Source organism: Lysobacter silvisoli (genome assembly GCF_003382365.1).
GTDB lineage: Bacteria > Pseudomonadota > Gammaproteobacteria > Xanthomonadales > Xanthomonadaceae > Lysobacter > Lysobacter silvisoli.
Window position 1 is genome coordinate 143,187 of the sequence record NZ_QTSU01000002.1, and the last position, 25,046, is coordinate 168,232.

Annotated in this window: 24 protein-coding genes; 10 read left to right on the forward strand and 14 right to left on the reverse strand. The window is 72.2% G+C overall.

Annotated elements, in window-relative coordinates; all coding sequences use genetic code 11:
• Positions 1-31: 31 nt before the first annotated feature.
• From DX914_RS11880 to modC, 6 genes are all read left to right on the forward strand, one after another.
• On the forward strand, positions 32-826 hold the full coding sequence (locus DX914_RS11880) for a S1/P1 nuclease (protein WP_115859344.1): 795 nt from the start codon (positions 32-34) through the stop codon (positions 824-826).
• A 67-nt stretch (positions 827-893) separates the two neighbouring features.
• Positions 894-1,769 carry an MBL fold metallo-hydrolase gene (locus DX914_RS11885; RefSeq protein WP_115859345.1) on the forward strand — a complete coding sequence of 292 codons (876 nt, stop codon included), beginning with the start codon at positions 894-896 and terminating at the stop codon, positions 1,767-1,769.
• A 7-nt stretch (positions 1,770-1,776) separates the two neighbouring features.
• Positions 1,777-2,310: a hypothetical protein gene (locus DX914_RS11890; protein ID WP_115859346.1), complete on the forward strand. Its 534-nt coding sequence runs from the start codon at positions 1,777-1,779 to the stop codon at positions 2,308-2,310.
• Between the two features lie 92 nt (positions 2,311-2,402).
• On the forward strand, positions 2,403-3,212 hold the full coding sequence (modA, locus tag DX914_RS11895; RefSeq protein WP_115859347.1) for a molybdate ABC transporter substrate-binding protein: 810 nt from the start codon (positions 2,403-2,405) through the stop codon (positions 3,210-3,212).
• Positions 3,213-3,240: 28 nt separating this feature from the next.
• Complete coding sequence (gene modB / locus DX914_RS11900; RefSeq protein WP_115859348.1) at positions 3,241-3,933, forward strand: molybdate ABC transporter permease subunit; 693 nt, start codon at positions 3,241-3,243, stop codon at positions 3,931-3,933.
• A complete protein-coding gene (gene modC, locus DX914_RS11905) occupies positions 3,930-4,568 on the forward strand; it encodes a molybdenum ABC transporter ATP-binding protein (RefSeq protein WP_425480682.1) in 639 nt (212 codons plus the stop codon). Before modB ends, modC begins: the two co-directional genes overlap by 4 nt.
• A gap of 9 nt (positions 4,569-4,577) precedes the next feature.
• Here the strand turns inward: modC and DX914_RS11910 are convergent, their stop codons facing one another.
• Both DX914_RS11910 and DX914_RS11915 read right to left on the reverse strand, forming a co-directional pair.
• On the reverse strand, positions 4,578-6,368 hold the full coding sequence (locus DX914_RS11910) for a TonB family protein (RefSeq protein WP_115859349.1): 1,791 nt from the start codon (positions 6,366-6,368) through the stop codon (positions 4,578-4,580).
• Positions 6,355-6,726: a BlaI/MecI/CopY family transcriptional regulator gene (locus tag DX914_RS11915; protein ID WP_115859350.1), complete on the reverse strand. Its 372-nt coding sequence runs from the start codon at positions 6,724-6,726 to the stop codon at positions 6,355-6,357. Before DX914_RS11915 ends, DX914_RS11910 begins: the two co-directional genes overlap by 14 nt.
• An 85-nt stretch (positions 6,727-6,811) precedes the next feature.
• Between DX914_RS11915 and DX914_RS11920 the strand changes: the two genes are divergently transcribed.
• From DX914_RS11920 to DX914_RS11930, 3 genes are all read left to right on the forward strand, one after another.
• Positions 6,812-8,785, forward strand: a complete 1,974-nt coding sequence (locus DX914_RS11920; RefSeq protein ID WP_115859351.1) for an acetyl-CoA hydrolase/transferase C-terminal domain-containing protein — start codon at positions 6,812-6,814, stop codon at positions 8,783-8,785.
• A 263-nt stretch (positions 8,786-9,048) separates the two neighbouring features.
• Complete coding sequence (locus DX914_RS11925) at positions 9,049-9,741, forward strand: hypothetical protein (protein ID WP_115859352.1); 693 nt, start codon at positions 9,049-9,051, stop codon at positions 9,739-9,741.
• A gap of 141 nt (positions 9,742-9,882) precedes the next feature.
• A complete protein-coding gene (locus tag DX914_RS11930; RefSeq protein ID WP_115859353.1) occupies positions 9,883-10,986 on the forward strand; it encodes a COG3904 family protein in 1,104 nt (367 codons plus the stop codon).
• 61 nt (positions 10,987-11,047) lie between these two features.
• Here DX914_RS11930 and DX914_RS11935 read toward each other — a convergent pair whose 3' ends face one another.
• From DX914_RS11935 to DX914_RS11945, 3 genes are read right to left on the reverse strand one after another with little or no spacing between them, the layout of a single operon-like run.
• The gene (locus DX914_RS11935) at positions 11,048-11,377 is read right to left on the reverse strand and encodes a hypothetical protein (RefSeq protein WP_115859354.1); all 330 of its coding nucleotides are present in this window, start codon (positions 11,375-11,377) and stop codon (positions 11,048-11,050) included.
• Between the two features lie 52 nt (positions 11,378-11,429).
• A complete protein-coding gene (locus DX914_RS11940) occupies positions 11,430-11,738 on the reverse strand; it encodes a hypothetical protein (RefSeq protein WP_115859355.1) in 309 nt (102 codons plus the stop codon).
• 30 nt (positions 11,739-11,768) lie between these two features.
• Positions 11,769-12,080: a hypothetical protein gene (locus tag DX914_RS11945; RefSeq protein ID WP_115859356.1), complete on the reverse strand. Its 312-nt coding sequence runs from the start codon at positions 12,078-12,080 to the stop codon at positions 11,769-11,771.
• Between the two features lie 252 nt (positions 12,081-12,332).
• On the opposite strand from DX914_RS11945, the gene DX914_RS11950 reads away from it, so the two are divergent.
• A complete protein-coding gene (locus DX914_RS11950; protein ID WP_115859357.1) occupies positions 12,333-12,812 on the forward strand; it encodes a hypothetical protein in 480 nt (159 codons plus the stop codon).
• Between the two features lie 27 nt (positions 12,813-12,839).
• On the opposite strand, the gene DX914_RS11955 is transcribed toward DX914_RS11950, so the two are convergent.
• The 9 genes from DX914_RS11955 to DX914_RS11995 all read right to left on the reverse strand — a co-directional run bounded on the left by DX914_RS11955 (position 12,840) and on the right by DX914_RS11995 (position 25,042).
• Entirely contained in the window at positions 12,840-14,825 is a 1,986-nt protein-coding gene (locus tag DX914_RS11955; RefSeq protein WP_115859358.1) for a tetratricopeptide repeat protein, read from the reverse strand.
• 169 nt (positions 14,826-14,994) lie between these two features.
• A complete protein-coding gene (locus DX914_RS11960) occupies positions 14,995-15,225 on the reverse strand; it encodes a RebB family R body protein (protein WP_115859359.1) in 231 nt (76 codons plus the stop codon).
• A 138-nt stretch (positions 15,226-15,363) separates the two neighbouring features.
• On the reverse strand, positions 15,364-17,364 hold the full coding sequence (tkt, locus tag DX914_RS11965; protein WP_115859360.1) for a transketolase: 2,001 nt from the start codon (positions 17,362-17,364) through the stop codon (positions 15,364-15,366).
• A gap of 193 nt (positions 17,365-17,557) precedes the next feature.
• The gene (locus tag DX914_RS11970) at positions 17,558-18,889 is read right to left on the reverse strand and encodes a dicarboxylate/amino acid:cation symporter (protein ID WP_115859361.1); all 1,332 of its coding nucleotides are present in this window, start codon (positions 18,887-18,889) and stop codon (positions 17,558-17,560) included.
• Between the two features lie 274 nt (positions 18,890-19,163).
• Entirely contained in the window at positions 19,164-20,897 is a 1,734-nt protein-coding gene (locus DX914_RS11975) for a BatD family protein (RefSeq protein ID WP_115859362.1), read from the reverse strand.
• Positions 20,894-22,675, reverse strand: coding sequence for a tetratricopeptide repeat protein (locus tag DX914_RS11980; RefSeq protein ID WP_115859363.1), 1,782 nt, complete (start codon positions 22,673-22,675; stop codon positions 20,894-20,896). Before DX914_RS11980 ends, DX914_RS11975 begins: the two co-directional genes overlap by 4 nt.
• A complete protein-coding gene (locus tag DX914_RS11985; RefSeq protein WP_115859364.1) occupies positions 22,672-23,694 on the reverse strand; it encodes a vWA domain-containing protein in 1,023 nt (340 codons plus the stop codon). Before DX914_RS11985 ends, DX914_RS11980 begins: the two co-directional genes overlap by 4 nt.
• Complete coding sequence (locus DX914_RS11990) at positions 23,691-24,146, reverse strand: DUF4381 domain-containing protein (protein ID WP_115859365.1); 456 nt, start codon at positions 24,144-24,146, stop codon at positions 23,691-23,693. The genes DX914_RS11985 and DX914_RS11990 overlap by 4 nt, the downstream gene beginning before the upstream one ends.
• Positions 24,146-25,042: a DUF58 domain-containing protein gene (locus DX914_RS11995; protein ID WP_115859366.1), complete on the reverse strand. Its 897-nt coding sequence runs from the start codon at positions 25,040-25,042 to the stop codon at positions 24,146-24,148. Before DX914_RS11995 ends, DX914_RS11990 begins: the two co-directional genes overlap by 1 nt.
• Between the last annotated feature and the right edge of the window lie 4 nt (positions 25,043-25,046).

Below are 25,046 nucleotides of genomic sequence, written 5' to 3' on the forward strand. Positions count from 1 at the left end.
GGGGCGGCGCCGTCTCCGGTACAGTGCGCGCATGATCCGCGCCCTCCTCCTCGCCCTGCTGCTGACCCTGCCGCTCAACGCCCTGGCCTGGGGCCCGCTGGGCCACCGCCTGGTCGCCCTGCTGGCCTGGGACGAGCTGACCCCGCAGGTGCGCGCCGACATCCAGGCGCTGTTGGCCGGCGAAGCCGACCCGACCCTGGCCGGCGTGGCCAACTGGGCCGACGAGTTGCGCGCCAACGATCCGGAACTGGGCAAGGCCAGCGCCAAGTGGCATTACGTCAACATCGCGCAGGACGGCTGCGTCTACGACGCCGCGCGCCACTGCCGCAACGGCGACTGCGTGGTCGAGGCGATCCGCGCCCAGACCGCGATCCTGGCCGACCGCAGTCGCCCGCGCGAGCAGCGCCTGCAGGCGCTGAAGTTCGTGGTCCATTTCGTCGGCGACGTGCACCAGCCGCTGCACGCCGGCTACGGCCACGACAAGGGCGGCAACGACCTGCAGATCAACCTGGACGGCCGCGGCAGCAACCTGCACGCGCTGTGGGACAGCGGCATGCTCAACCGCGAGCGCCTGGACGAGGCCGCCTGGCTGGACCGCCTGCGCGCCCTGCCGCTGGCGGTCACGCTGAGCCGGCCGGCGCTGCCGCCGGACGCGGCCGCCTGGGCCGAGGCTTCGTGCCGGATCGTGCGCGAGCCGGGTTTCTATCCGCCCCAGGCGGTCATCGGCGACGAATACGTGCAAACTTGGCGTCCGCAGGCCGAAGCACAGTTGCGCCGCGGCGGTAGCCATCTGGCCGCCGTGCTCAACGCCGCGCTCGCACGCTGAGCGCAACGCGCGCCATGAACGGCGCGCGCACGGAAACGCAGGGACGCCGAAAATTCTAAGGAACCCGATGTCCCCGCAGCCACAGCCGCAGGTGCAGTGCTTCCATCATGCCGACACCGGGACCTGGAGCTACCTGGTGGTGGACCCGGCGACGGCGCAGGCGGCGATCGTCGATCCGGTGCTGGACTACGACGCGCGCTCCGGCCGCACCGGCGGCGCCAGCGCGCAGCGCCTGCTCGACGCCGCGGCCGCCTGCGGCGCGCAGGTGGTCTGGCTGCTGGAAACCCACGCCCACGCCGACCACCTCAGCGCCGCGCACTGGCTCAAGCAGCGCCTGCCGCAGGCGCGTGTGGCCATCGGCCGGCGCATCCGCGAGGTGCAGCGCACCTTCGTGCCGGTGCTGGGCCTGGACGGCAAGGTCGCGCCCGACGGCAGCCAGTTCGACCACCTGTTCGAGGACGAGGAAGAATTCGCGATCGGCCAGCTGCGCGCGCGCACCATCGCCGTGCCCGGACATACCCTGGACAGCCTGGCCTACCTGATCGGCGACGCGCTGTTCACCGGCGACTCGCTGTTCATGCCCGACAGCGGCACCGCGCGCTGCGATTTCCCCGGCGGCGACGCGGCCATGCTCTACGCCTCGATCCGGCACCTGTACGAGCTGCCCGACGCCACCCGCGTGTACGTCTGCCACGACTACGGCCCCGACGGCCGCGAGCCGCGCTGCGAAACCAGCATCGGCGAGCAGAAGCGCGCCAACATCCACGTGCGCGGCGACACCGCCGAGACCGAGTTCGTGCGCATGCGCGAGGCGCGCGACGCGACCCTGGCCGTGCCCGAACTGATCCTGCCGGCGCTGCAGGTCAACCTGCGCGCCGGTGCCCTGCCCGAGGCCGAGGACAACGGCGTACGCTACCTGAAGATCCCGCTGGACCAACTCTGAGGCCGCCATGCTCCGTCGCCGCATCGCCCTGGCATTCGCGCTGAGCGCCGCGTTCGCGGCGCAGGCCCAGCAAACGCCCGCGCCGGCGGAGAAGACGGCAGCGGACAAAAGCCCGCATGCCCACGCCTCCGATCCGCCGCAGCGTTTCGCGCCGGTCGATGTGGCCCTGGACGTGGACCGGATCGCGGCGCTGCCGCGCCTGGACGCGGTCGGCACCGCCCACGGCAAGACCCTGCACTGCCAGGGCGTGTCGCTGGCGGCGCTGCTGCGCGCGGCGGGCGCCATGCCCGCCGAGCCGCTGCGCGGCGCGCAACTGGGCCGGGTGCTGGTGGTGACCGCGCGCGACGGCTACCGCGCCGCGTTCGCGCTGGCCGAACTGGACCCCAGCCTGGGCGCGCGCGAGGTGATCCTGGTCGACCGCTGCGACGGCGCCGCCCTGGACGCCGACGACGGCCCTTGGCGCCTGCTGATTCCCGCCGAATCGCGCCCCGCGCGCTGGGTCCGGCAGGTGGAGTCGCTGCGCGTGATCGATGCGCCTTGAAGCAGGAGGCAGCGGGCAGGAGTTAGGAGATAGCGGAGGGGCCTCGCGGCTCTTACTATCTCCTAACTCCTGCCCGCTACCTCCCTGCCCCTATGCCGCTGTCGCGCCGCCGCTGGATCGCCGCACTGTTCGCGCTGACCTTGTCGCTGGGCGTGCAGGCCGCACCGCCGCCGGCGGCGCCCCCGGCCGAACCGATCACCGCCGCCCCTATCACTGTGTTCGCCGCCGCCAGCCTCAAGGAAGCGCTGGACGAAGCCGCGGTGGCCTACCAGGCCCAGACCGGGCAGACCCTGCGCCTGTCCTACGCCGCCAGTTCGGCGCTGGCGCGGCAGATCGAACAAGGCGCACCGGCGGACGTGTTCGTATCGGCCGACCTGGATTGGATGGACTACCTGCAGCAGCGCCAGCTCATCGACACCGCCAGCCGCCGCAACCTGCTGGGCAACACGCTGGTGCTGGTGGCGCCGCGCGACAGCGCCGCCAAGCCGCTGTCGCTGCAGCGCGGCACCGACCTGCGTCCGCTGCTGGGCGAAGGCCGGCTGGCGCTGGCGCTGACCGCCAGCGTGCCCGCCGGCAAGTACGCGCGCGCCGCGTTCGCTTCGCTGGGCATGTGGGAGCAATTGCAGCCGCGCGTGGCCGAAGCCGAGAACGTGCGCGCCGCGCTGATGCTGGTGGCGCGCGGCGAAGCGCCGCTGGGCGTGGTCTACGGCAGCGACGCGCGCGCCGAACCCAAGGTCAAGGTGCTGTCGACCTTCCCGGCCAAGACCCATCCGCCGATCGTCTATCCGGTGGCGCGCGTGGCCGCCAGCCGCCATCCGCAGGCGGCCGCGTTCGTGCGCTGGCTGCAGACCGCGCCGGCGGCCACGCTGTTCCGCCGCCACGGTTTCCGCGTGCTGGATTAAGCCGCGCCACTGCCTGCTCTACGACGGTATGTTCGACTTCAGCCCAGCCGAACTGACCGCGATCGCGCTGAGCCTGAAGGTGGCCTGCGTGGCGGTGCTGGCCAGCCTGCCGCTGGGCATCGCCATGGGCTGGTTGCTGGCGCGCACACGGTTCCCCGGCAAGCTGCTGCTGGACGCGCTGCTGCATCTGCCGCTGGTGTTGCCGCCGGTGGTCACCGGCTACGTGCTGCTGATCCTGTTCGGCAATCAGGGGCCGGTCGGGCGCTTCCTATCCGAGCACCTGGGCCTGAGTTTCGCCTTCCGCTGGACCGGCGCCGCGCTGGCCTGCGCGATCATGGGCTTTCCGCTGATGGTGCGCGCGATCCGCTTGTCGATCGAAGCCGTGGACCCACGCCTGGAACAGGCAGCGGCCACCCTGGGCGCGAACCGCTGGCGGGTGTTCTTCGGCCTGACCCTGCCGCTGGCCCTGCCCGGCGTGATCGCCGGCGCGGTGCTGGCCTTCGCCAAGGCCCTGGGCGAGTTCGGCGCCACCATCACCTTCGTTTCCAACATTCCCGGCGAAACCCAGACCCTGTCGTCGGCGATCTACGGCATGTTGCAGGTGCCCGGCGCCGAGTCCGGCTTGTGGCGGCTGACCGTGGTGGCCATCGCGCTGTCGTTCGCCGCGGTGCTGCTGTCGGAATGGCTGGTGCAGCGCCAGCGCCGCGAGCGCGCGGCATGAGCGGCGCGCCCATCCATGTGCTGGATTTTTCGCTGCGCCGCGGCGCGTTCGAGCGCAGCGTGCGCATCCTCAGCCCGCACCGGGTGATCGCCCTGGTCGGCGCCTCGGGCGCGGGCAAGACCTCGCTGCTGCACGCCATCGCCGGGCTGCTGCGGCCGCAGCGCGGACGCATCGAGATCGACGGCCGCTGCCTGTACGACGGCCAGGCCGGCATCGACCTGCCCGCGCACCGGCGCCGCATCGGCTACGTGTTCCAGGACGCACGCCTGTTCCCGCACCTGGACGTACGCCGCAATCTGCTCTACGGATTGCGCGGGGAAGCGCGGCAGTCGCCGCGCTTCGAGTTCGAGGCGGTGGTGGACCTGCTGGGCATCGGCGCCCTGCTCGCGCGCTCCACCGCCGGCCTGTCCGGCGGCGAGACCCAGCGCGTGGCGCTGGGCCGGGCGCTGCTGTCGCAGCCGCGCATCCTGCTGCTGGACGAGCCGCTGTCGATGCTGGACATGGACCGGCGCGACGAACTGCTGCCCTACCTGCAGCGCGTGCGCGACGAGATCGCGCTGCCGATGATCTACGTCAGCCACTACCCGGACGAAGTCAAACGCATCGCCGACGAAGTGCATACCGTCGGCGATTGAGCGGCCGGCTCAGCGCCCGACCTGGATCAGGTCCAAGGTGGTGGGGCCCGAAGTGGGGCCCGACGTGGGACCGGAGGTGGTGCCGGACTCGACCGCGCTCAGGCTCAGCTCCACCGCATCGGCCGGCCGCTGCGGCGCGAACTGCACCGGCACCCGCACCCACGAGGCCGTGGCCTGGCCGCCCTGCACCGCCGGTTCGAAGCGCCACTGGCGCGCGGCGGTCACGGTGCTGGCATCGAGTTCGGCATCGCCGGAGCTGCGCGCCAGCTTGACCTCCTCGACCCGGCCGTCGGCGCCGACCTTGAGATCCAGCAGCACCAGCGCCTCCACTTTGCGGCCCTTCGGATACGGCGGCGGCGTCAGCGCGCGATAGGCGGCGACCGGGCGGTCGGACGGCGGCGCGGCGGGCGTGGCCTGCACCGCGGGCATCGCCTGCGCGGCAGGCCGGGGCGCGGTGGCGGGCCGCGATGACGTCGCCGGCTGCGGCGCGATCGCAGGTTTGGGCGCTGCCGCGGCCTGCGGCGCGGCGGATGGCTGGGGCGCCGGTGCGGCGGCGCGCGCCTTATCGCTGGTGACCGTCACTTTCACGTCGATGCCGTCCAGCATCTGCGCATCGCGCGAGCCCTGCACGCTGCCGATGCTGATGCGCGCCGGCACGCCGTCGCGCACCTTCAGCATCGGCTTGCCCACCACAGCGCCGCCACGCTGCAGCGTGGCTTGCAGCAGCATCAGACCTTCGCCGCTGGGCGTGACCTTGCCCTGCATCGACCAGGGCGAACCGCCGTCGTTGCCGCTGATGCCGAAGTCCTGGCCGTAGCGTTCGAGCACGCGGAAGCGGCTGGGGTCGCTGCCGTCGATACGGACTTCGAACTCCAGCCAGGCATGGCCCGTGGGCGCCGCGGCCACCGCGCGCTTGGGCTGCGCGGTCCAGGCCAGCGCGCCGCTGGCGGCGGCCAGCAAACCCACCAGAGCCGCGCCGGCGAGCCAGCGCGTTTTCGATACCGGTGCCTGCTTGAGCATTTCGATTCTCTCCTTGAGCGGATGGCTGTAGCCCCAGTGACAGCCCAACGGCGCGGGGCGCGACGCCAGCAGGGTCTTGAGCATGGCCTCGCCATAGGCGCGCCGCGCCTGCGGGTGGCGGCGGATCACGCGCGCGTCGCAGGCCAGTTCCTGATCGTGGCGGTAGTGGCGCGCGGCGTAATGGAACAGCGGGTTGAACCAGTACAGGCAGCGCAGCAGGGCGACGGCGGCGTTGAGTTGCAGATCGCCGCGCACGATGTGCTGGCGCTCGTGCTCGCGCATCAAGGCGCGTTCGGCTTCGCTGTAGCGGGTGTCGAAGTCCTGCGGCAGCACCACCGCCGGGCGCAGCAGGCCGATCGCGGCCGGCAGGCCGGCCACCGCCTCCGCCTGGCGCGCGCCGTCGGCGCGCAGGTGCGTGCGGCCCAGCGCGCGCACGAAGCGGCGTTGCTGCCCCAGCAGGGCGAAGGCGGTGGTCAGCGCGCCGGCCAGCCACAGGCTCAATGCGAGCGCCGCCCACGGCAGCGGCGCGGCCTGCGGCGCGACGGCAACGGGCGCCTGCAGCAACACCGCGGCCGCGCGCGCCGGCACCGGCACCGTCACGCTCGCGGCCGGCAGCAGTACCGCCAGCATCGCCGCCGGCACCATCGCCCACAACGCGTAGGCCACAACCGCACCGAAGCGCGCGCGCAGCGGCCGCCGCAGCAGCAACGCCAGCGCGATCGCGGCGCTGCCGGCCAGGGTGGTTTCCAGCAACAGGCCCAGCCCCTCAGCGCTGCTCATCGTCGATCTCCTCCAGCAGCTTGCGCAGTTCGGCGATGTCCTTGCGGCTGAGCTTGCGGTGTTCGCTGAAGTGAGCGACCAGCGGTGCGACGCGGCCGTCGAACAGGCGCTTCAGCAGGCCCTGGCTCTCGTCCAGCACCCAGTCCTCGCGCTTGAGCACCGGCGCGTACAGATAGCGCCGGCCCTGCTTTTCCGCACGCACCGCGCCCTTGTTCAACAGCCGGTTGAGCAGGGTCTTGATGGTCGCCTCCTGCCAGTCCTGGCGGTCGGAAAGGGCCGCGACCACGTCCTCCGCGGCCAGCGGATGCGCGCGCCAGAGCACGTCCATCACCACCGATTCGGCTTCGCTGATCTGCATCGTTTACATCCGTAATTTTTCTCCAGATTACGCCTGTAATCGATATTGTCAAGCGCCTGTCCGCACCGGTGCGATACTCCGGGCCATGACCGTCCCCGCCCGCTTCGAAAACCTCGACGACGCCGTCGAATTCCTCTACGCCCGCACCCGCGGCGACCTGCACCTGGGCGCGCCGCTGGGCCTGGGCAAGCCGCACCGGCTGTTGAATGCGATCTATGCGCGCGCCAGCGCCGAACCGGCGCGCCGCTTGCACCTGTACACCGCGCTGTCGCTGGACCCGCCCGGCGGCGGCCGCGGCCTGGAGGGGCGCTTCGTCGGCCCGTTCGCGCGCCGCCATTTCGGCGAGGACTTCCCGCGCCTGGCCTACGTGACCGCGCTCAAACGCGACGCCCTGCCCGCGCACATCGAGATCGAAGAGTTCTACCTGCAATCGGGCGCGCTGCTGAATTCGCCGCCGGCGCAGCAGCGCTACGCCAGCCTCAACTACACCCACGTCGCCCGCGCCCTGGCCGACCGCGGCGTCAACGCCATCGTGCAAAAGGTCGCGCGCCGTGAGGGCGATGCGCGGCTGTCGCTGTCGTGCAACACCGACCTGACCCAGGACGCGGTCGACGCCATCGTCGCGCGCGGCCTGCCGCGTCCGCTGCTGATCGCCGAAGTGGACCCGCAGCTGCCCTGGCTGGGCGGCAGCGCCACCGTGGCCGAAGACTACTTCGATGCCGTCGTCGCGCCGCCGGGCCCGCACCCGCAGCTGTTCGGCCTGCCGCGCCAGCCGGTCACCGACGCCGACTACGCCATCGGCTTCTACGCCAGCACCCTGGTGCGCGACGGCGGCACCTTGCAGATCGGCATCGGCGCGCTGGCCGACGCGCTCTGCCACGCGCTGGCGCTGCGTCACGCCGACAACGCCGGCTACCGCCGCGTGCTCGCCGCGCTGGACCCGGCGCTGGCCGCGCGCGAAGACCTGGCGCCGTTCGCGCAGGGCCTGTACGGCTGCAGCGAAATGATCAACGAGGGCTTCCGCCGCCTGGTCGAGGTCGGGGTGATCAAGCGCAAGGTGCTGGACGACGAGGCGCTGATGCGGCGCCTGGCCGAGGGCCGCGCCGACGACGCCGACCGCGCACGGCTGGAACGCGAGGGCGAGTATTTGCACGGCGGTTTCTACCTGGGCTCGCCCGAGTTCTACGACTGGCTGCGGCGGCTGCCGGAGGACCAGCGCCGCGGCATCGGCATGCGCCGGATCAGCGAGGTCAACGAACTCTACGGCGGCAACGAAACCCTGGAACGGCTGCAGCGCCGCGACGCGCGCTTCTTCAACACCTGCATGATGGCCACCGCGCTGGGCGCGGCGGTGTCCGACGGCCTGGCCGACGGCCGCGTGGTCTCGGGCGTGGGCGGGCAATACAACTTCGTGGCCATGGCCCACGCGCTGCCCGATGCGCGCTCGGTGCTGATGCTGCGCGCCAGCCGCGACGCCGGCGGCCGCACCGGTTCCAACCTGGTCTGGAACTACGGCCACACCACGATCGCGCGCCACCTGCGCGATATCTACATCAGCGAGTACGGCATCGCCGACGTGCGCGGCCGCACCGACGAGGACTGCGTGCTGGCGATGGCCGGTATCGCCGATGCGCGCTTCCAGGGCGAGTTGCTGGATACGGCCAGGCGCGAGCGCAAGATCCGCGCCGACGCCGCGCTGCCGGCGGCCGCCGCGGCGAATACGCCGCGGCGGCTGCAGAACGCGTTCGCTCCGCTGCGCGGCGAAGGGCTGTTGCCCGACTATCCGCTGGGCAGCGACTTCACGCCGGTGGAGCAGCGGCTGGTACGCGCGCTGGGGTGGTTGAAGGCGGCCACGGCCGGCCGCGGCGGCAAGCTCAAGACGGTGGCGCGGGCCTTGGTGCAGGGGCGCAGCGAGGATCAGGAGGCGTTGCAGCGGATGGACTTGGCGGCGCCTGCGGGCTGGGGCGCGCGGTTGGAGGCGCGGCTGCTGGCACTGGCTTTGCGCGAGACGCGCCTGCCCTCACCCCAACCCTTCTCCCGCGAGCGGGAGAGGGGCTAAGGCTGCAATCGGCTCGGGTTCCCTCTCCCGCTTTCGGGAGAGGGGCTGAGGCTGCAATCGGCTCGGGTTCCCTCTCCCGCTTTCGGCTCGGGTCCCCTCTCCCGCTTGCGGGAGAGGGCTAGGGTGAGGGGGTGAGCGCGTAGCGCGAATGCTCTTGATCCTTACGTGGTCGCTGGAATGCACGGCCCCGCCTCAGCAGGGGCGTCCCGACCGGGCGGCCGCTTATACTTCGAAGCAACCCTGCCCTACGGAGCCCCGCGCGGATGTCCGCCGAGAACGTCTACAAGTATTTCTACCGCACCCTGCGCCTGGGCGCGGAAGAGCTCAGCGACGGCGGCGGTCCGTTCGGCTTCGACATCACCACCGCGCTGGAATTCGATTTCCTGATCGAACGCTACCAGTGCGACGCGATCATCGAGACCGGCAGCAATGCCGGCGACACCACCGATTACCTGGCGCGCGCCTACCCGCACCTCAACATCGTCACCTGCGACGTGGTCGATCGCTACGTCGACCTGGTCAAGCGCCGGGTCGGCTTCATGCCGCACACGCACGTGGAGAAGCTGGACTCGCCCGAGCTGATCGCCAAGTTCCGCGACCAGTTCCGCTGCCCGCTGTACTACCTGGATGCGCATTGGTACGACGCCTGGCCGCTGGAGCGCGAGCTGTCGCTGATCGAGAACGGCGTGGTCTGCGTGGACGACTTCAACATCGGCAACCCGCGCTTCGGCTACGACAGCTACGACGGCGTGGAATGCGGGCCGCAGATGCTGGGCCGCTTCATCGACAAGGTTCCGCACTACTACACCAACAACCCCGAGGCGCAGTACGAGCTGCCCTGCCTGCAGAACGGGCGCCGCGGCGGCAAGGCCTATTTCGCGATCGGCCAGCAGCACGACCACATGCGCCATCACCGCTACTTCAAGCGTTACGAGACGCCGCGGCCCGGCGCCTGAGCTTGCCTGATCCCGTCGTCCCGCCTGCGTTCACGCAGGCCGGGCGATGATGGCCGCAGGCCGCGGGGAACCCGCGTGCCGCCCCCCGGTCCAAGGCTGGAGCGACGCCGCCGCGTCGCCGCAATGAGCAACAGGTTACGCATGTCCAACAGGTGGTTGCTGCTCGCGCTGTGTCTGCTGCCGCTGGCTTGCCAGCGCGCGGCCGATCCGCCCGCCGCGCCGGCCGCGCCCGAGGCGGTGACCCTGGGCGACCAGTCGCGTGCGCCGCTGCGCAGCGGCCCCGGCCGCGGCGCGCCCGTCGATCCCGACGATCCGATCAAGGGCACCTATTGGCCGCCGGCCAAGCTCGACGGCGGCGTGGCCACGATCAGCTGCAGCCAGGACTACGCCAACAATGGCGACGGCGAGCCGCTGGAATCGCTGGAGTTCTTCAGCCTGGTCGACGCCCTGCGCGTGTGCCAGCCCGAGGGCGTGGTGCGCCTGCGCTACCGCGGCAAGACCGGCGCCGGCTTCACCGCCTTGGTGCAGCGGGTGGCGGCGATGGCCGACCGCATGGAGATCCCGACCCGCATCCTGGACCTGGACTCGCCCGGCGGCCACGTCGAAGAGGCGATCCGCGCCGGCGACGCCATCGCCGAATCGCATTGGACCATCTGGATCCGCGACGACTCGGTTTGCCACAGCGCCTGCGTGCTGGTGCTGGCCGCCGGCGACATGCGTTCGATCACCGGCAAGGTCGGCATCCACCGACTGATGCGCGACCGCTCCAGCGCGACCTCGCGCGCCGAGCTCAGCGCCGAACTCAGGGCGATCAACGGCCAGGTGCGCGACTACCTGGAGCGCAACGGCGTGGCCACCGCGGTGGCCGACCAGATGATGACGGTGGCCAACCGCGACCTGCGCATCCTCAGCGCCGACGAGCTCAAGGAATACGGCCTGACCGGCCCCAACGCGGCCCAGGACGACCTGGACCGCATCCGCCTGGGCCGCAAATGCGGCGAAGACTTCGTGCGCCGCCGGGATGCGTTCCGCCGCGACTTCGACAAGCAGTGCATGGAGACCGGCAAGAGCTTCCAGTCCATGGCCGAATGCGGCCTGGCGCTGCGTCCGCGCTACGGCTTCCCCGATGCGCGCTGCGCGCAGGACAGCCCCATGTCCGAATACGACCGCTACCCGGGCCGGCTCAAGACCGACGACGCGGTGCCGGCGCAGGCCGCGGCCGGCGCGCGCGCCGAGCGCGGCTGAGCGCAGCGCGGACCGCCCATGCAGGGCGGTCCGCACCAGGCTCATGGCCTGGCGTTGCGGCTTACTGCTGCGAGCAGTCGGTCCAGCCGGTGGCCCAGTTGGCGTTCATTTCCGCGATCAGGGCGTTGTGGCAGTCCTGGTACGAGCTGCCCCACACGTAGTACACGGTGCGGAAGGTGGTGCCGACTTCGCCGATGTGCTCGATGCCGTCGCCCCACACGGTCTGGTCCTTGTAGTAGGTGCCGCGCCAGTTGCCGGTGCGCGGGGTGACCGGGTCGCCGGGCTGGGCGATGACGCGGCCGGGCACGCCGTTGGCGGCGTCGGCCGGGGTGGTCATCACGCTGGCGGCCAGCACGACGGCGGTCGCGAGGATGGCGTTGAGGTGCTTCATGGTGCTCTCTCCAGGGTTGTGCGCCGTCATGGCGACGGCGGTGCGGTAGGCGTCACTTGCGCGGGCGTGAGGGCTGCTTGCGTCCGGAACTGGCGTCGGGGTCGCTGTTGGGATCGACGATGGCGATGGGGTCGGCCGGCGCGCAGTCTTCGATCGCGATCAGGCCGGACGCACGCAGCGCGTCCAGGGTCGCGTTGCAGGCCGCCTCGGATTCGGCGACCACGGCCACGGTGCGCAAAGGCTGGCGCGCATCGGCTTCGGCCGCCAGCGCGAACCATTCCGGTCCCTGCGCAGGCGCCGCCGCCGGCGCCAGGGCGATCGCCAGGGCCAGCGCGCTGCACGCGCGAATGCGGTGATTCATCGGCAGGCTCTCCTTCGGGGTGCTCGGCGCTCAGGCGTCGTAATAGGGGACGTGGTGACAGGGCACGGCGACGGTGCCGCCGGTCTGGGCCACATAGCCGTCGACGGAGGCCTGGCACAGCGCCAGCGACGCGCCGACCACGTCGGCACTGCCCAGTTGCCAAGCCCCGGTCTTCGGGCTGAGGTAGGACCACTCGACCTTCGCCCGCCACACGCCTGGCGGCAGCGGCTCCATCGGTCGGTCGTGGTTGATCGCCGCGGCCGGGCCCGTCGCGGCGGCCAGCAGGGCGACCGCAAGCGCGGCGAAAACGAAACGCGGGCGATGGGTGCGTGATGGAGTCATGGGATCGTCTCTGGCATCGGATGGGGAGCGGCGGTGGCTGTGGAAGCCGGCGCTCACGCTAGGCCGCCGGACACGGCCGGGCCAGGACGCGACAGGGACGAAACCGGACCGCGGCGGGTACGATTCGCGCGGATGCGTCGAAGGATCAATCGCTTAGCGCGCATTCGTGCCCGCTTTATGCCCCCGAAACCATTGGAGCCGCGCAGCGCGCAGCGCCTACACTGCTGGCATCGTCCTCATCGCGGCCCAGCCATGACGCGTCCTGCCCTGCTCCGCCTGTTCGGCCTGAGTCTGCTGTTCGCCACCTGCGCCCACGCCCACGACCCCCTGGCCAAGAGCGGCGAAGGCTGGTGCCTGGATCCGAACACCTCGCCCAAGATCGTCAGCACCTTCAGCATCACGCCGGCGGCGCTGTCGCAGTACCGCAGCGAGCACCTGCCGCTGCTGGGTCAGGAGGCCGAGGAGTACTGCCTGCCGGAGAAGACCTGCGGCATCGTCGACGAGTGGTACTGGGCCAACCAGGCCGCGCACGACCAGTGTTCGGCGCTGGGGGTGAAGTCGATCGACCCGGGTCAGCAGCCCATGCCCTTCGTGCAGGGCCCTGACGACTTCGATCCCGATAACGGCGCCCACCACGAGCTGTACCGCTTCAAGGACGGCAACCTGAAGGGCGTGTGCGTGGTCTGCGTGGACAACCGGGTGGCGCCGCAACCGCTGGCGCCGGACCGCTAAACGAGGCGGCCGCCGGGGCCGGCGCGCTCAGACCAGGGCGCGGCGGCGGGTATAGACCAGGGCCGCATCGACGCGGCGCTGCAGCGCTTCGCGTTCGGCCGGATCCATCGCGCACTGGCCCAGCACGTAGTAGGCCGAGCGCAGCACGTCGCGCCAGCGCGGCTGGCGCGGCAGCTTCGACAAGGACAGGTAGCGCTCCATCGCACGCGCGCGCAGGCGGCCGTCGTCGATGGTCACGCGCCAGATCCGGCTCTTCTCGGCCAGTTCCAGGCGGCCGCTGCCGGTGCTGCGTTCCCAGGTTTCCACCACCGCCAGCATCAGCTCGACCAGGGCGCGGCGGAAATCGCCGCGCGCCTCGGCATCGCTCGCATGGGGTTCGGCGTCGTCCTCCACCGCCGGCGCCACGGCGGAACCTGCGCTCAGGCTGAGCACGATCAGGCCGTCGCCGCGCTCCCAGGGCGCCAGTTGCGCCTGCAGCGCGGTGCCGTCGCTGCGGGCGAAGTCCAGGCGCAGCGCCGCGGCGTCTTCCATGCGCTCCAGCGTGGCCGCGAGCGCGGCGCGATCGGCGTCGGCCAGGCAGTCGCCCAGCGCCTGGGCCAGCGGCGCGGCCGGGTCCAAACCCAGCAGTTCGCGCGCGCTGCGGTTGGCGGCCAGCAACTGGCCTTCGGCGTCGACCAGGCAGACCGCGTCCTGACGGCTGTCGAGCAGCGCCTGCAACAGGCTGCGGTCCTCGGCCAGCGCATCGGTCTCGCGGCGGTAACGCTGCAGCGCTTCCTCGTGGCGCACCTGCAGCAGACGCGCGTGCTGGCGACGGCGCAACAGCCACAGGCCCAGGGCCAGGGCGGCGACCAGGACCGAGGCCAAGGTCGACCACAGCCACAGCGTGCGCTGGTGCAGTTCGGCACGGCGCAGTCGATTTTCGCTTTCCAGGGCGGCGATGGTGCGATCGCGCTCGGCGGTCTCGAAGCGCGTGCGCAGCCACCCCAGCTGCCGGTCCTGCTGGGCGCGACTGAGCTTGCGCTCCTGCTCGTGGCTGTCGCGCAAGGTGGCGATGGCGGCGGCACGGTCGCCCGCCGCCTCCTGCGCCAGCGACAGCTCCTGCAGCAGGGCGATGCGCTCGACGCCGCCTTGCGGCAGCGCCGCGGCCGCCTCGCGCAGGCGCGCCACGGCAGCGCCGGGACGCCCTTCCAGGCGCTCGCTGCGCGCGATCTGCAACTGCAGCGACGCCGGCAGGGCCAGACGATGTTCGTCGGCGATCGCGAACGCGGCCTCGCGCCACTGCCGCGCGCGGGCGATATCGCCACGCGCCAGCGCCGCGCGCATCAGGCCGGCGTACACGCGCAGTTCGTAGGCACGGTTGCCGGCCTGGCGATAGGTCTGCAGCGCTTCGAGCAGCCAGACCTGGGCCTGCGCGGCGTCGCCGCGATCCAGGCTGAGCTCGCTCAGGCTTTCCAGCACGTGCCCGGCCTCGACCCGGTTGTCCTGGCCACGGAACGCCTGCAGCGCCTGGCGGTAATGGCCGATCGCTTCGTCGGGCTCGTCGAGCTCGCGATACACGTCGGCGATGTTGTTGAGCACCGCGCCGCCGACCTCGCCCTGGGCGCGCTGCATCTGCAGGCTGGTGGTCAGCGCGCGCAGAGCGCCACGGAAATCGCCGAGCCGGCGCAGCGCGCTGCCGACGTTCTTGAGGTCGCGCGCGGTGGCGCTGCGGTCCGCTTGCGCGGCCGACATCTGCAGCGCGCATTCGAAGCGCTGCAGCGCTTCGGGGATCAGCTCGCGCCGATAGGCGAGCACCCCGCGCTGGCGCACCAACTCGTAGCGCAGTTGCGCATCGGCGGCGGCGCCGGCGCTGGCCTCGGCGCAATCCAGCACCTGCTCGGCGCGGTCGAAGCGGCCGCCGCCGATGTCCTCGCGGGCGTGGGCCAGCAGGGTGGCCCCGGCGCGCGCGGGCGTCGACAGGTCGGCGCCGTGCGGCAGGCCGACGCGCTGTGCGCAGACGGCGGGATCCGGCAACGGCCCAGGCAGGGTGTCGCAACGCGATGGCGGGGCAGCCGCGGATGCGAGCGGGAACAGCGCCGCCGCCAGCGCCAGGGCGAGACGGTGCCAGGCCCGGGCCGTCGGTGCGCGGCCGGCGATCGCGCCTTGCGGCCCGACGTGACGACCACGGGCGCCGTCGCCGCGGCTAGCCACCGATCGCCATGATCAGCTGCACGGCCTTGGACACCACCGCGGTGGACAGCGGGTTCAACGTCTGCTGCCCGTGCACCGCGTTCTGCAGCGACAAGCCGGTGACATGACTGGCGAGTTGATACAGCGAGGCGACGGCCTGCGCCGGCGCCTCTGCCGTTACCGAAACCTGGGCCGCCGCGACGGCATCGGCGATCGGCGAGTTCACGAGCGGGTTGTCGGCCATGGACCTGTCCTTGGGCAACACGAACCTGCTGGAGCCCCGATCGGCACGGCATCGGGGCGGGCGCCGCGCGTGCGGGCAACCGCGCGCGCGGCGTCTACGGCAACCGCCGAAGACCGAATCCTAGCGGCTGCGCCGGGCTCAGCCCAGGGCCTTGGCCGCGTCGACCACGTGGCCGACGGTGAAGCCGAAGTGCGGGAACAGCGCTTCGGCCGGCGCCGAGGCGCCGAACTCGTCGATGCCGATCACCGCGCCGTCCAGGCCCACGTACTTGCGCCAGAAGTCGCTGACGCCGGCCTCGATGGCCACGCGCTTACGCACCGCGCCGGGCAGCACGGACTCGCGGTAGGCCGCGTCCTGGCGGTCGAACACATCGGTGGACGGCATCGACACCACGCGCACCTTGCGGCCTTCGGCCATCAGCGCGTCGGCGGCCTGGGTGGCCAGGCCCACTTCCGAACCGGTGGCGATCAGGATCAGCTCCGGCGTGCCGTCGCTGTCGCGCAGCACGTAGCCGCCGCGCGCGACCTGCTGCAGCTGCTCGTCGCTGCGCGGCTGGTGCGGCAGGTTCTGGCGCGAGAACACCAGGCAGCTGGGGCCGTCCTTGCGCTCGATCGCCGCGCGCCAGGCCACCGCGGACTCGACCGCGTCGCAGGGGCGCCAGACGTCGTTGTGCGGGATGTAGCGCAGGCTGGCCAGGTGCTCGATCGGCTGATGGGTGGGGCCGTCCTCGCCCAGGCCGATGGAGTCGTGGGTGTAGACGTGGATCGCGTGCGCGCCCATCAGCGCGCTCATGCGCACGGCGTTGCGCGCGTAGTCGCTGAACACCAGGAAGGTGGCGTCGAAGGGAATGAAGCCGCCGTGCACGGCCAGGCCGTTGCTGATCGCGGTCATCGCGAATTCGCGCACGCCGTAATAGACGTAGTTGGCGTCCGGATCGGCGCTGGCCACCGACTTGCTGGCCTTCCACAGGGTCAGGTTGGAATGGGCCAGGTCGGCCGAGCCGCCGACCAGTTCCGGCAGCAGCGGAGCGAAGGTCTCGATCGCCATCTGCGAGGCCTTGCGCGAGGCGATGGTCGGGCCGTCGGCCTGCAGCTTGGCGATGTAGGCCTGCGCGGCGGCGGCGAAATCGTCCGGCAGCTGCGCGTGCGAACGGCGGGTCAGCTCGGCGGCCTCGGCCGGGTACTGCGCGGCATAGGCGTCGAACAGGCGGTTCCACTGGTCTTCGCGCACCAGGCCGGTGCTGCGCGAGCGCCAGCCGTCGTAGATCGCTTCGGGAATCTCGAACGGCGCGTGCGGCCAGTTCAAGGCTTCGCGCGTGGCGGTCACTTCGTCCTTGCCCAGCGGCGCGCCGTGCGAGGATTCCTTGCCGGCCTTGCCCGGCGAGCCGTAGCCGATGGTGGTGCGGCAGCAGATCAGGGTGGGCTTGTCGTCCTTGGCCATCGCGGTGTCGATGGCGGTCTTGATCTCGACCGGATCGTGGCCGTTGACGTTGCGGATCACGCGCCAGCCGTAGGCCTCGAAGCGGGCCGGGGTGTCGTCGGTGAACCAGCCGTCGGTATTGCCGTCGATGGAGATCTTGTTGTCGTCCCAGAACGCGACCAGCTTGCCCAGGCCCCAGGTGCCGGCCAGCGAGGCGGCTTCGTGCGAGATGCCTTCCATCAGGCAGCCGTCGCCCATGAACACCCAGGTGCGGTGGTCGACGATGGCCAGCTCGGGGCGGTTGTAGCGCTGCGCCAGCAGCTTCTCCGCCAGCGCCATGCCGACCGCGTTGGCCAGGCCCTGGCCGAGCGGACCGGTGGTGGTTTCCACGCCCGGGGTCATGAAGTTCTCGGGGTGGCCCGGGGTCTTGGAGTCCAGCTGGCGGAAGCGCTTGAGCTCGTCCAGCGACAGGTCGTAACCGGACAGGTGCAGCAGCGCGTACTGCAGCATCGAGCCGTGGCCGTTGGACAGCACGAAGCGGTCGCGGTTGAACCACTTCGGATTGTTCGGGTTGTGGTTGTAGTAGTCGTTCCACAGCACCTCGGCGATGTCGGCCATGCCCATGGGCATGCCCGGATGACCGGAGTTGGCGGCCTGCACCGCGTCGATGGCGAGGAATCGGATGGCGTTGGCGAGGTCGCGGCGGCTGGGCGTCGTCATGGCGTCGGGAGCGGAGGTCTGCGTAGGAAGCGGCGGGAGGTGCAGCGGAGGGCGGCCGCGCGAGCGGCTGGGCCAGCCGGGCGGCGGACCATTGTCCCATCCGCGCGCCGCGCTGTCGCCCTGCGCCGGGTCCGGAAACGCGAAAGCCCGCCGTAGCGGGCTTTCGCGGGTCCAGGGCCGGCGGCGGCGGGGCTCAGTCGGCCAGGCGCTCGGCCGGCGGGTCGGTTTCGCCGCGCGAGACCACCGCGGCCACGGCCAGGTCGCCGGTCACGTTCAGGGTGGTGCGGCACATGTCCAGGAAGTGGTTCACGCCCAGGATCAGGCCGATGCCTTCCGGCGGTACCCCGACCATGCCGCAGATCAGCGCGATCACCGGCAGCGAACCCGAAGGCACGCCGGCGGTGCCGATGCCGCCGAGGATGCAGACGAACATCACCGTGACCTGCTGGGCCAGGCTCAGCTCCACGCCGAAGAACTGGGCCAGGAAGATGACCGTCACGCCCTCGAACAGCGCGGTGCCGTTCTGGTTGGCGGTGGCGCCCACGGTCAGCACGAAACGCGACACCCGCCGCGGCAGGCCGATCTCGTCGGCCACGCGCAGCGCTGTGGGCAGGCTGGCGTTGCTGGAGGCGGTGGAGAAGGCCAGCAGCATCAGCTCCTGCGCGCCGCGGAAGAACTTCAGCGGCGACCAGCCGCCGAGGAAGCGCAGCGCCAGCGAATAGGTCACGAACAGGTGCAGCGCCAGCGCGATCACCACCACCATCACGTAGCTGGCCAGCTTGGCCAGCAGGTCGGCGCCGAACACCACGGTCATGTTGAACATCAGGCAGAACACCGCGTAGGGCGCCAGCCGGATCACCAGGCCGATCAGGGTCATCGACACGTCGAACAGGCCCTGGATGCCGCGCTTGAGCGTGTCCACCGCCGGCGACTGGGTCAGCACCATGCCGATGCCCATCATCAGGGCGAAGAACATCACCGCCAGGATGGTGTTCTCGGCCGCGGCCTTGACCACGTTGTCGGGCACGATGGACAGCAGCATGTCCATGCCCTTGGGCTGGCTGCCCACGTCGCTGACGATGGCCTTGGCGCGCTCGGCGTTCTCGGCCAGCAGTTGCTGCGCCAGCGCCGGGTCGACGCCGGCGCCGGGCTTGATCCAGTTCACCAGCACCAGGCCCAGGGCCACGGCGATGGCGGACATCAGCACGGTGAAGGCCAGGGTGCGCCAGCCGATGCGGCCGAAGGCGCGCACGTCGCCCATCTCCGACACGCCGATCACCAGCGCCGAGAACAGCAGCGGGATCACCAGCATGAAGATCAGGCGCAGGAACACCGTGGCCACCGGCTGGGTGACGTAGGTGGTGAGGGTCTTGACCCAGGCCGCGTCGGCGGGAACGGCGTAGTGGACGATCAGGCCCAGGGCCAGGCCGGCCAGGAAACCGATCGCCATCTTCCAGTGCAAGGGCAGCTTGCCATTGCCGCGGATCGGCGTGTCGCCACCGGCCCCGGTGCTCGCTACGGTCATCGTCCCACTCCCAAAAAGAACCTGCGGAGCTTAGCAAACCGGGCTGGAGGGCCCGAGATAGGCCCGCCGGGCCTGCGAGCTCTGGGGTAGGAGCGGCGTAAGCCGCGACCACGTCGGCGACCGCAGCTGCGTAATCGCGACTCACGTCGCTTCCACAGCGCTGGCGCGCCGCCCCTGTGGGAGCGTCGTAAGCCGCGATTTGCCGCGAAGGATGGGAGAGAGGTCGCGGCTTACGCCGCTCCTACCCCAAAGCCGAAGACGCGGCGCGGTTCGCTCAGCCTGGCGGATACAGCGGCGGCAGCGGCGAGGCGGGCGCGGCGCCGGCGTCGCGCCAGCGCGGGCCCGGCGCGAACGCGCTGCGCAGCTGCGCGCGCGCGGCCACGGCATCGCCGCCGCCCCAGCGCGCGCGCTGCATGGCCTGCAGGGCCTCGCGCTGGGCCGGGTCGGCCAGGCGCGCGAGCACGGCGTCCAGATCCGCGGCCGGCGGCCGGGCCAGCGCGCACAGCGCGGCTTCGATCTCGCCGAAGTCGCCCGTGTCCAGCAGTTGCTTGAGCGAACCGCGGCGGCCGCCCGAGGGCGGCGACAACGTGGTGTCTTCAGCGCCCGTGGCGGCAGCCGCCGCAACCGCACCGGAGGTAGCGGGCCGCGCCAGGCGCGGCGCCACGCGCGGATGCGCGCGCAGGTGCAAGGCCCAGACCAGGGTCGCCAACCACAGCGCGGCGAACACCAGCGCCGCGAGCGCCCACCAGCGCGCGGACGGGTCCTGGGCGATCGCCGCGATCGGCGAGGCCTTGCCGCCACTCTCGCCGCTGGCCGCGGGCACCGCCGGTGACGCCGGCGCGGAGCCATCGGCGGCGGCCACCGTCCATTGCAGCGGCGGCAGCTCGGCGTTGCGCGGTGCGCCCGCGCCCACGTCCCACCAGCCCAGGCGCAGGCCGTCCAAACGGGTGGCGCCGGTGCGCGTGGGCACCAGCGAGAACTTGCGGGTCAGCTTCACCCGCGGCCGGCCGCCGACGAAGCTCTCGTCCGACTGCGCCGGATCGGCGAACACCTGCACGCCATCGATCGGCGGCAGCTGCAGCTCGGGCAGCTGCGCCGCGGTGGCGCCGTCGGCGCTGAGCTCCACGGTCAGCGTGGCGGCGCTGCCGGCGCGCAGCTGCGGCGGGGTGGACTGGTAGCGCAGTTGCAGGTCGCGCAAGGGCAGCCAGGGCTGCGGCGCATTGGCGGGCATCGCCTTCACCTGCAGGCGCCGCGGCGCCGCCGCGGTGCGCAGGTTGTCGCCGTTGCCGCCGAACATGTCTTCCAGGAAGCTCGGGGCGCCGCGGCCCTCGAAGCGCGCGCCGGGCACGGTCAGCGGGCCGCTGCGCTCCGGCACCAACAGGTAACGGCGCTCGACCACGTTGTAACGGCGCCCGCCGATCTCGCGCGAATACTGGGCGTCGTCGCCCACGCGCTGGAACGACGCGCCCTCCGGTGCCGGCTGGTCGAGCTGGCCGGCCACGATCGGCACCGCCGCGTACAGCCGCACCACCCAGCCCACCGCCTGCTGCACATAGGGGTCGGCGGCGTCGGCCTGGCTTTCGATAAACACGTCGTCGCCCGCGCGCGCCGGCACCTGCGCGCTGGCCGGTGTCACCACCAGGGTCAGCGGCGCGGTGCGCTCGTTGCCGACGACGATGGAGGGAATGCTCAGGCGCCCGTCGCGACGCGGGCGCAACGCCACGCCGAACAGCGAGCGGGTGACGTAGCGGCCGTTGACGCGCTCGAACGAGCGCCGGCTGGTGTTGTTGCTGACCTCGAAGTCGGTGCGCAGCGGCGCGTAGTCCGGACCGCCGCCGGCCACCGCGGTGGTTTCGATGTTCAGGGTGACGGTTTCGCCCACGCCGATGGTGTCGCGGTCCAGCCAGGCGCGCGGCTGCGCGCCGACGGCGAACGCGGCCAGCGCCAGCAACAGGGCCAGCGCGCAGCGCGCCAGGAAGCGGGAAGAAACCTGCGGAGTCGTGCTCATTCGTCGTCCTCGCCCAGCACCTGGCGGCGTTCGTACTCGATGCGGAATTTCTCGCGCAGCAGCCCGCCCGGATCGTCGGGCACGCGCTTGAGCCAGGCCTCGTTGGCGATGCGGCGCTCGCGCTGCTCCGGCGTTTCCTTGGCCCGCTTGCGCGCCTGCGCCGGGGTCTGTTCGCCGGGGCGCTGCTGCAGCGCGCGCTGCATGCGCTCGCGCTGGGCCTGGTCGGCCTGTTGCTGCGCGCGCGCCTGCGCGGCCGGGTCCTGCTCGCGCTGCGCGCCGGACTCGTCGCGCTCGTTGGGCTGGGGTTGCGGCGATTTGGGCGGTTGCTGGCCCGCTTGCCCCTTGCTCTGCTGCGGCGGCTGTTGCTGCTGGCCCTGACCGCCCTGCTGCGATGGATTGTGCTGCTGCGACTTCTGTCCCGGCGGCGGCTTGCGCTTCATCGCCGCTTCCACCGCGCGCTTGTTGGCGATGGCGTCGGCCATGCCGGGCTGCAACTGCAGCGCGCGGTCATATTCGGCGATCGCCTGCGGATACTGGCCGGCCTTGGCCAGCGCGTTGCCGCGGTTGTAATGCGCGTCGGCGCCCTGGCCCTGTCGGTACAGATCGGCGGCGCGGCGGTAGTCGCCGCTGCGATAGGCCTGGGTGCCCTGCTGCATGGTCCGGTGCGCGCGCTGGTCCGGGCGCTGCCACCAATCGCGCGTGGCCTGGTTTTGCGTCTGCGTCTGCGCGGGCGGCGTCGCCTGCGCTTGCGCGCGTGCCGGTTGCAGCGGCAGCCACAGGCATAACGCCAGGCCGGCCAGCGCGGCGCCGCGGCGGCGGAACGCCAGCAAGCCCAGCAACAGCAGCGGCGGCAGCAGCCAATAGCCTTCGTCCTGCCAGATCTTGCCCTTCACGCCCTGCGCGGCGCTGGCGCCGCCGGTGCCGGCGTCGAGCACGCGCAGCGCGCGCAGATCGGCATCGCCCTCGCCCAGCGCGGCATAGCGGCCGCCGCCGGCCGCGGCCAAGGCGCGCAACGAACTTTCGTCCAGACGCACGCCGACGATGCTGCCGTCCGGGCGGCGGGTGGCGGCGCCGGTGACGCTGCCCAGGCCCAGCACCGACACGCGGTACCCGCGCGCCAGCGCCTGCAGCGCCGCCGCATTGCTGCGCGCGTCGCCATGATCGGTGAGCAGCAGGATGTCGCCGCGCTCGAAACCGGCGCGGCGCAGCAGCCGCGCCGACCAGTTGATGGCGCGATCCGCGCGCTGGCCGTCCAGCGGCATCACGTCGGGACTCAGCGCATCCAGGAACACGGCCACGTTGGCGCCGTCGTCGCTCAGCGGCGCCACGGTGAACGCGTCGCCGGCGTAGGCGACCAGGCCGACCTGCCCGCCCATGCGCTGGCGCAACAGCTGGCCGATCTTGGCCCGCGCCTGCGCCAGCCGGCTGGGCGGCAGATCGGCCGCGAGCGTGGCGCTGGACAGATCCAGCGCGATCACCAGCGGCGCGCGGCTCTGCCACAGCGGCTGCTCGCTCTGGCGCCAGCTCGGCCCCGCCAGAGACAGCACCGCCAGTGCGTACACCAAGGACGCGGCGACCAGACCCAGGCGCGAACGCCGGTCCTGGCCGCCGTCGATCAGGTGCGGCAGCAGATGCGGATCGACCAACTGGCGCCAGGCGCTGGCGCGGCGGTGGCGCAAGCGCCACCACAGCCAGAGCAACGGCAGCAGCGCCAGCGCCCACAACCAGTGCGGGCGCAGCAGATGCAGTTGCGACAGCGCAGCGCTCAGCTCGCTCATGCGCGCCGCCTCCCCTGCCAGGCGAAGGCCAGCAGCGCCAGCGCGAGCGCGCCGGCCAGCGGCCAGGCATAACGCTCGATGCGCGGGCGCACCGCCTGACCCGGGCGCTGGATCGGCTCCAGGCGGTCGATCTCGGCATAGATGCCGGCCAGCTGCGCGGTGTCGCGGGCGCGGAAGAAGCGCCCGCCGGTGGCCTGTGCGACCGCGCGCAGGGTGGTCTCGTCGATGTCGTCGCCGCCGCCGCCGGAGCCGGGCAGCTTGATGCCGAACAGCGACAGCGAACCGTCGCCGCCGAAGGCCACGGTATGCACGCGCACTTGTTCGGCCTGGGCCAGTTCGGCGGCCTTCTTGGGTTCGATCGCGCCGGCGGTGTTGACGCCGTCGGTGAGCAGGATCAGCACGCGCTGCTCGGCCGGCTGCGCGCGCAGGCGCTTCACCGCCAGGGCGATGGCGTCGCCGATCGCGGTCTCCTGCCCGGCCAGGCCGACCACGCTGTCGGCCAGTTGGTCGCGCACGGTCGCGCGGTCCAACGTCAGCGGCGCCAGCGCATAGGCGCGGCGGCCGAACACCAGCAGGCCGACGCGGTCGCCGACGCGGCGCTCGAGGAAGTCCGACAGCACCGCCTTGGCCGCGGTCAGGCGGTCCACGGGCTGGCCGCCGAGTTCCATGTCCGGCTCGCGCATGCTGCCCGACAGGTCCAGCGCCAGCATCAAGTCGCGACCGACCTGCGGCGGCTGCATCGCCTCGCCCAGCTGCTGCGGCCGCGCCGCGGCCACGCACAGCAGCGCCCACGCGGCCCAGGCCAGCACGCCGGCACCGCCGCCGCGCAGGCTGCGGCCGCCGGCCGCGGCCACCGCGTCCAGGCGCTCGCCGTAAGGCACCTTCAGCGCCGCGCTGCCGCTGCGCAACGGCGGCAGCCACCAGCGCACCAGCCACGGCAAAGGCAGCGCCAGCAGCCACCACGGCCAGGCGAACAGTTCGCGCGCGTATTGCAGCGCCTGGGCCAGGGTTTCGCTCATCGCGCTTTCATCAGTTGCAGGAAGCGCGCGCGCACGGGTACGCGCAGCGCTTCCACCTGCAACACGTCGACGTCGCGGCGGTAGCCGCCTTCCAGCAGCAGGCGACCGGCGGCTCCGGCGAATTGCGGCGACTTGGCGCCGCGGTCGAGAAAGGCCAGCCAGTCCTCGCCCTGCAAGCGGTCGGCGCGCGCCTCGCGTTCGCGCGCGGCGCGGCGCAGCAGCTCCGACATCGCAGCCACTTGCGCGGCCGGCGTGGCCGCGGCCTCGAGGGCGTCGTCGAACAGGCACTCGATCGCGCGCTTGCGGCGCAGGCGGCGCGAGCGCCACCACCACAGGGCGCCGCCGATCAGCAGCACCGCGGCGGCGACCATCCACCAGCCGGGCGCCGGCGGCCACCACGAGGGCGCGGCCGTTTGATGCACGTCGCGCAGCAGCAAGGTGGGATCGGCCATCACGCCACCAGCGGCCGCGCGCGGCCCAGCAGCGGCAGCCAGGATTCGCTGGGCGCGTCGCCGGCCAGCGCCTGCACGCGCACGCCGCGCGAGGGCAGGCGCTCCAGCGCCGCCGCGACCGGGTCGCTGAATTCCTGCCGCCAGCGCTGCCGTTGCGCGTCCGCGCCCAGGTCCAGTTCGATCCGCCGTTCGCCGCTGCGGAAGGCCAGCGCAGACGACGGCGGCGCGCTTTCCAGCGCGTCGGTGAGCAGCAGCACGATCACTTCGTGGTGCTGGGCCAGCGCCGGCCAACGGCGCTCGGGCACCGCGTCCAGGCTGCGCGGATCGGCCAGCACCACCAGGCGCGAGCCGGGGCGCAGCAGGCGGGTGGCGTGGTCCAGGGCCACGGCCAGGCCGGCGTCGTCGGCCGGCGGCCGCGCGTACCAGCGCACCAGCGCGTCGAGCACGCGCAGGGCGCCGCGCGCGCTGGACGCCGGCGGCACCGGCGCCTCGCGCAGGCTGCCGCGCAAGGCGGCGATGCGGTCGCCGTCGCGCGCCGCGGCCCAGGCCGCGACCGCGCCGGCGCGCGCGGCCTGCACCGACTTGAAGCGCACGCGGGTGCCGAAGTACAGCGCCGGCGAGGTGTCGGCCACGATCAGGCTCAGCCGTTCGCGCTCGGCCTGGAACAGTTTGGTATGGGCGCGGCCGGTGCGCGCGGTCAGGCGCCAGTCGATGTGGCGGGCATCGTCGCCGTTGCTGTATTCGCGCGACTCGGCGTATTCCATGCCGCGCCCGCGCAGCGGCGACAGCGCATGGCCGCTGACGCCGTGGCGGCCCTGGCGCGCGTTGCGGCGGCCGCCGGCGGCCGCGCGCAGCGCGACCAGTTCGGCCAGGCTGGGGACGATGCCGTCGCTCATGCGC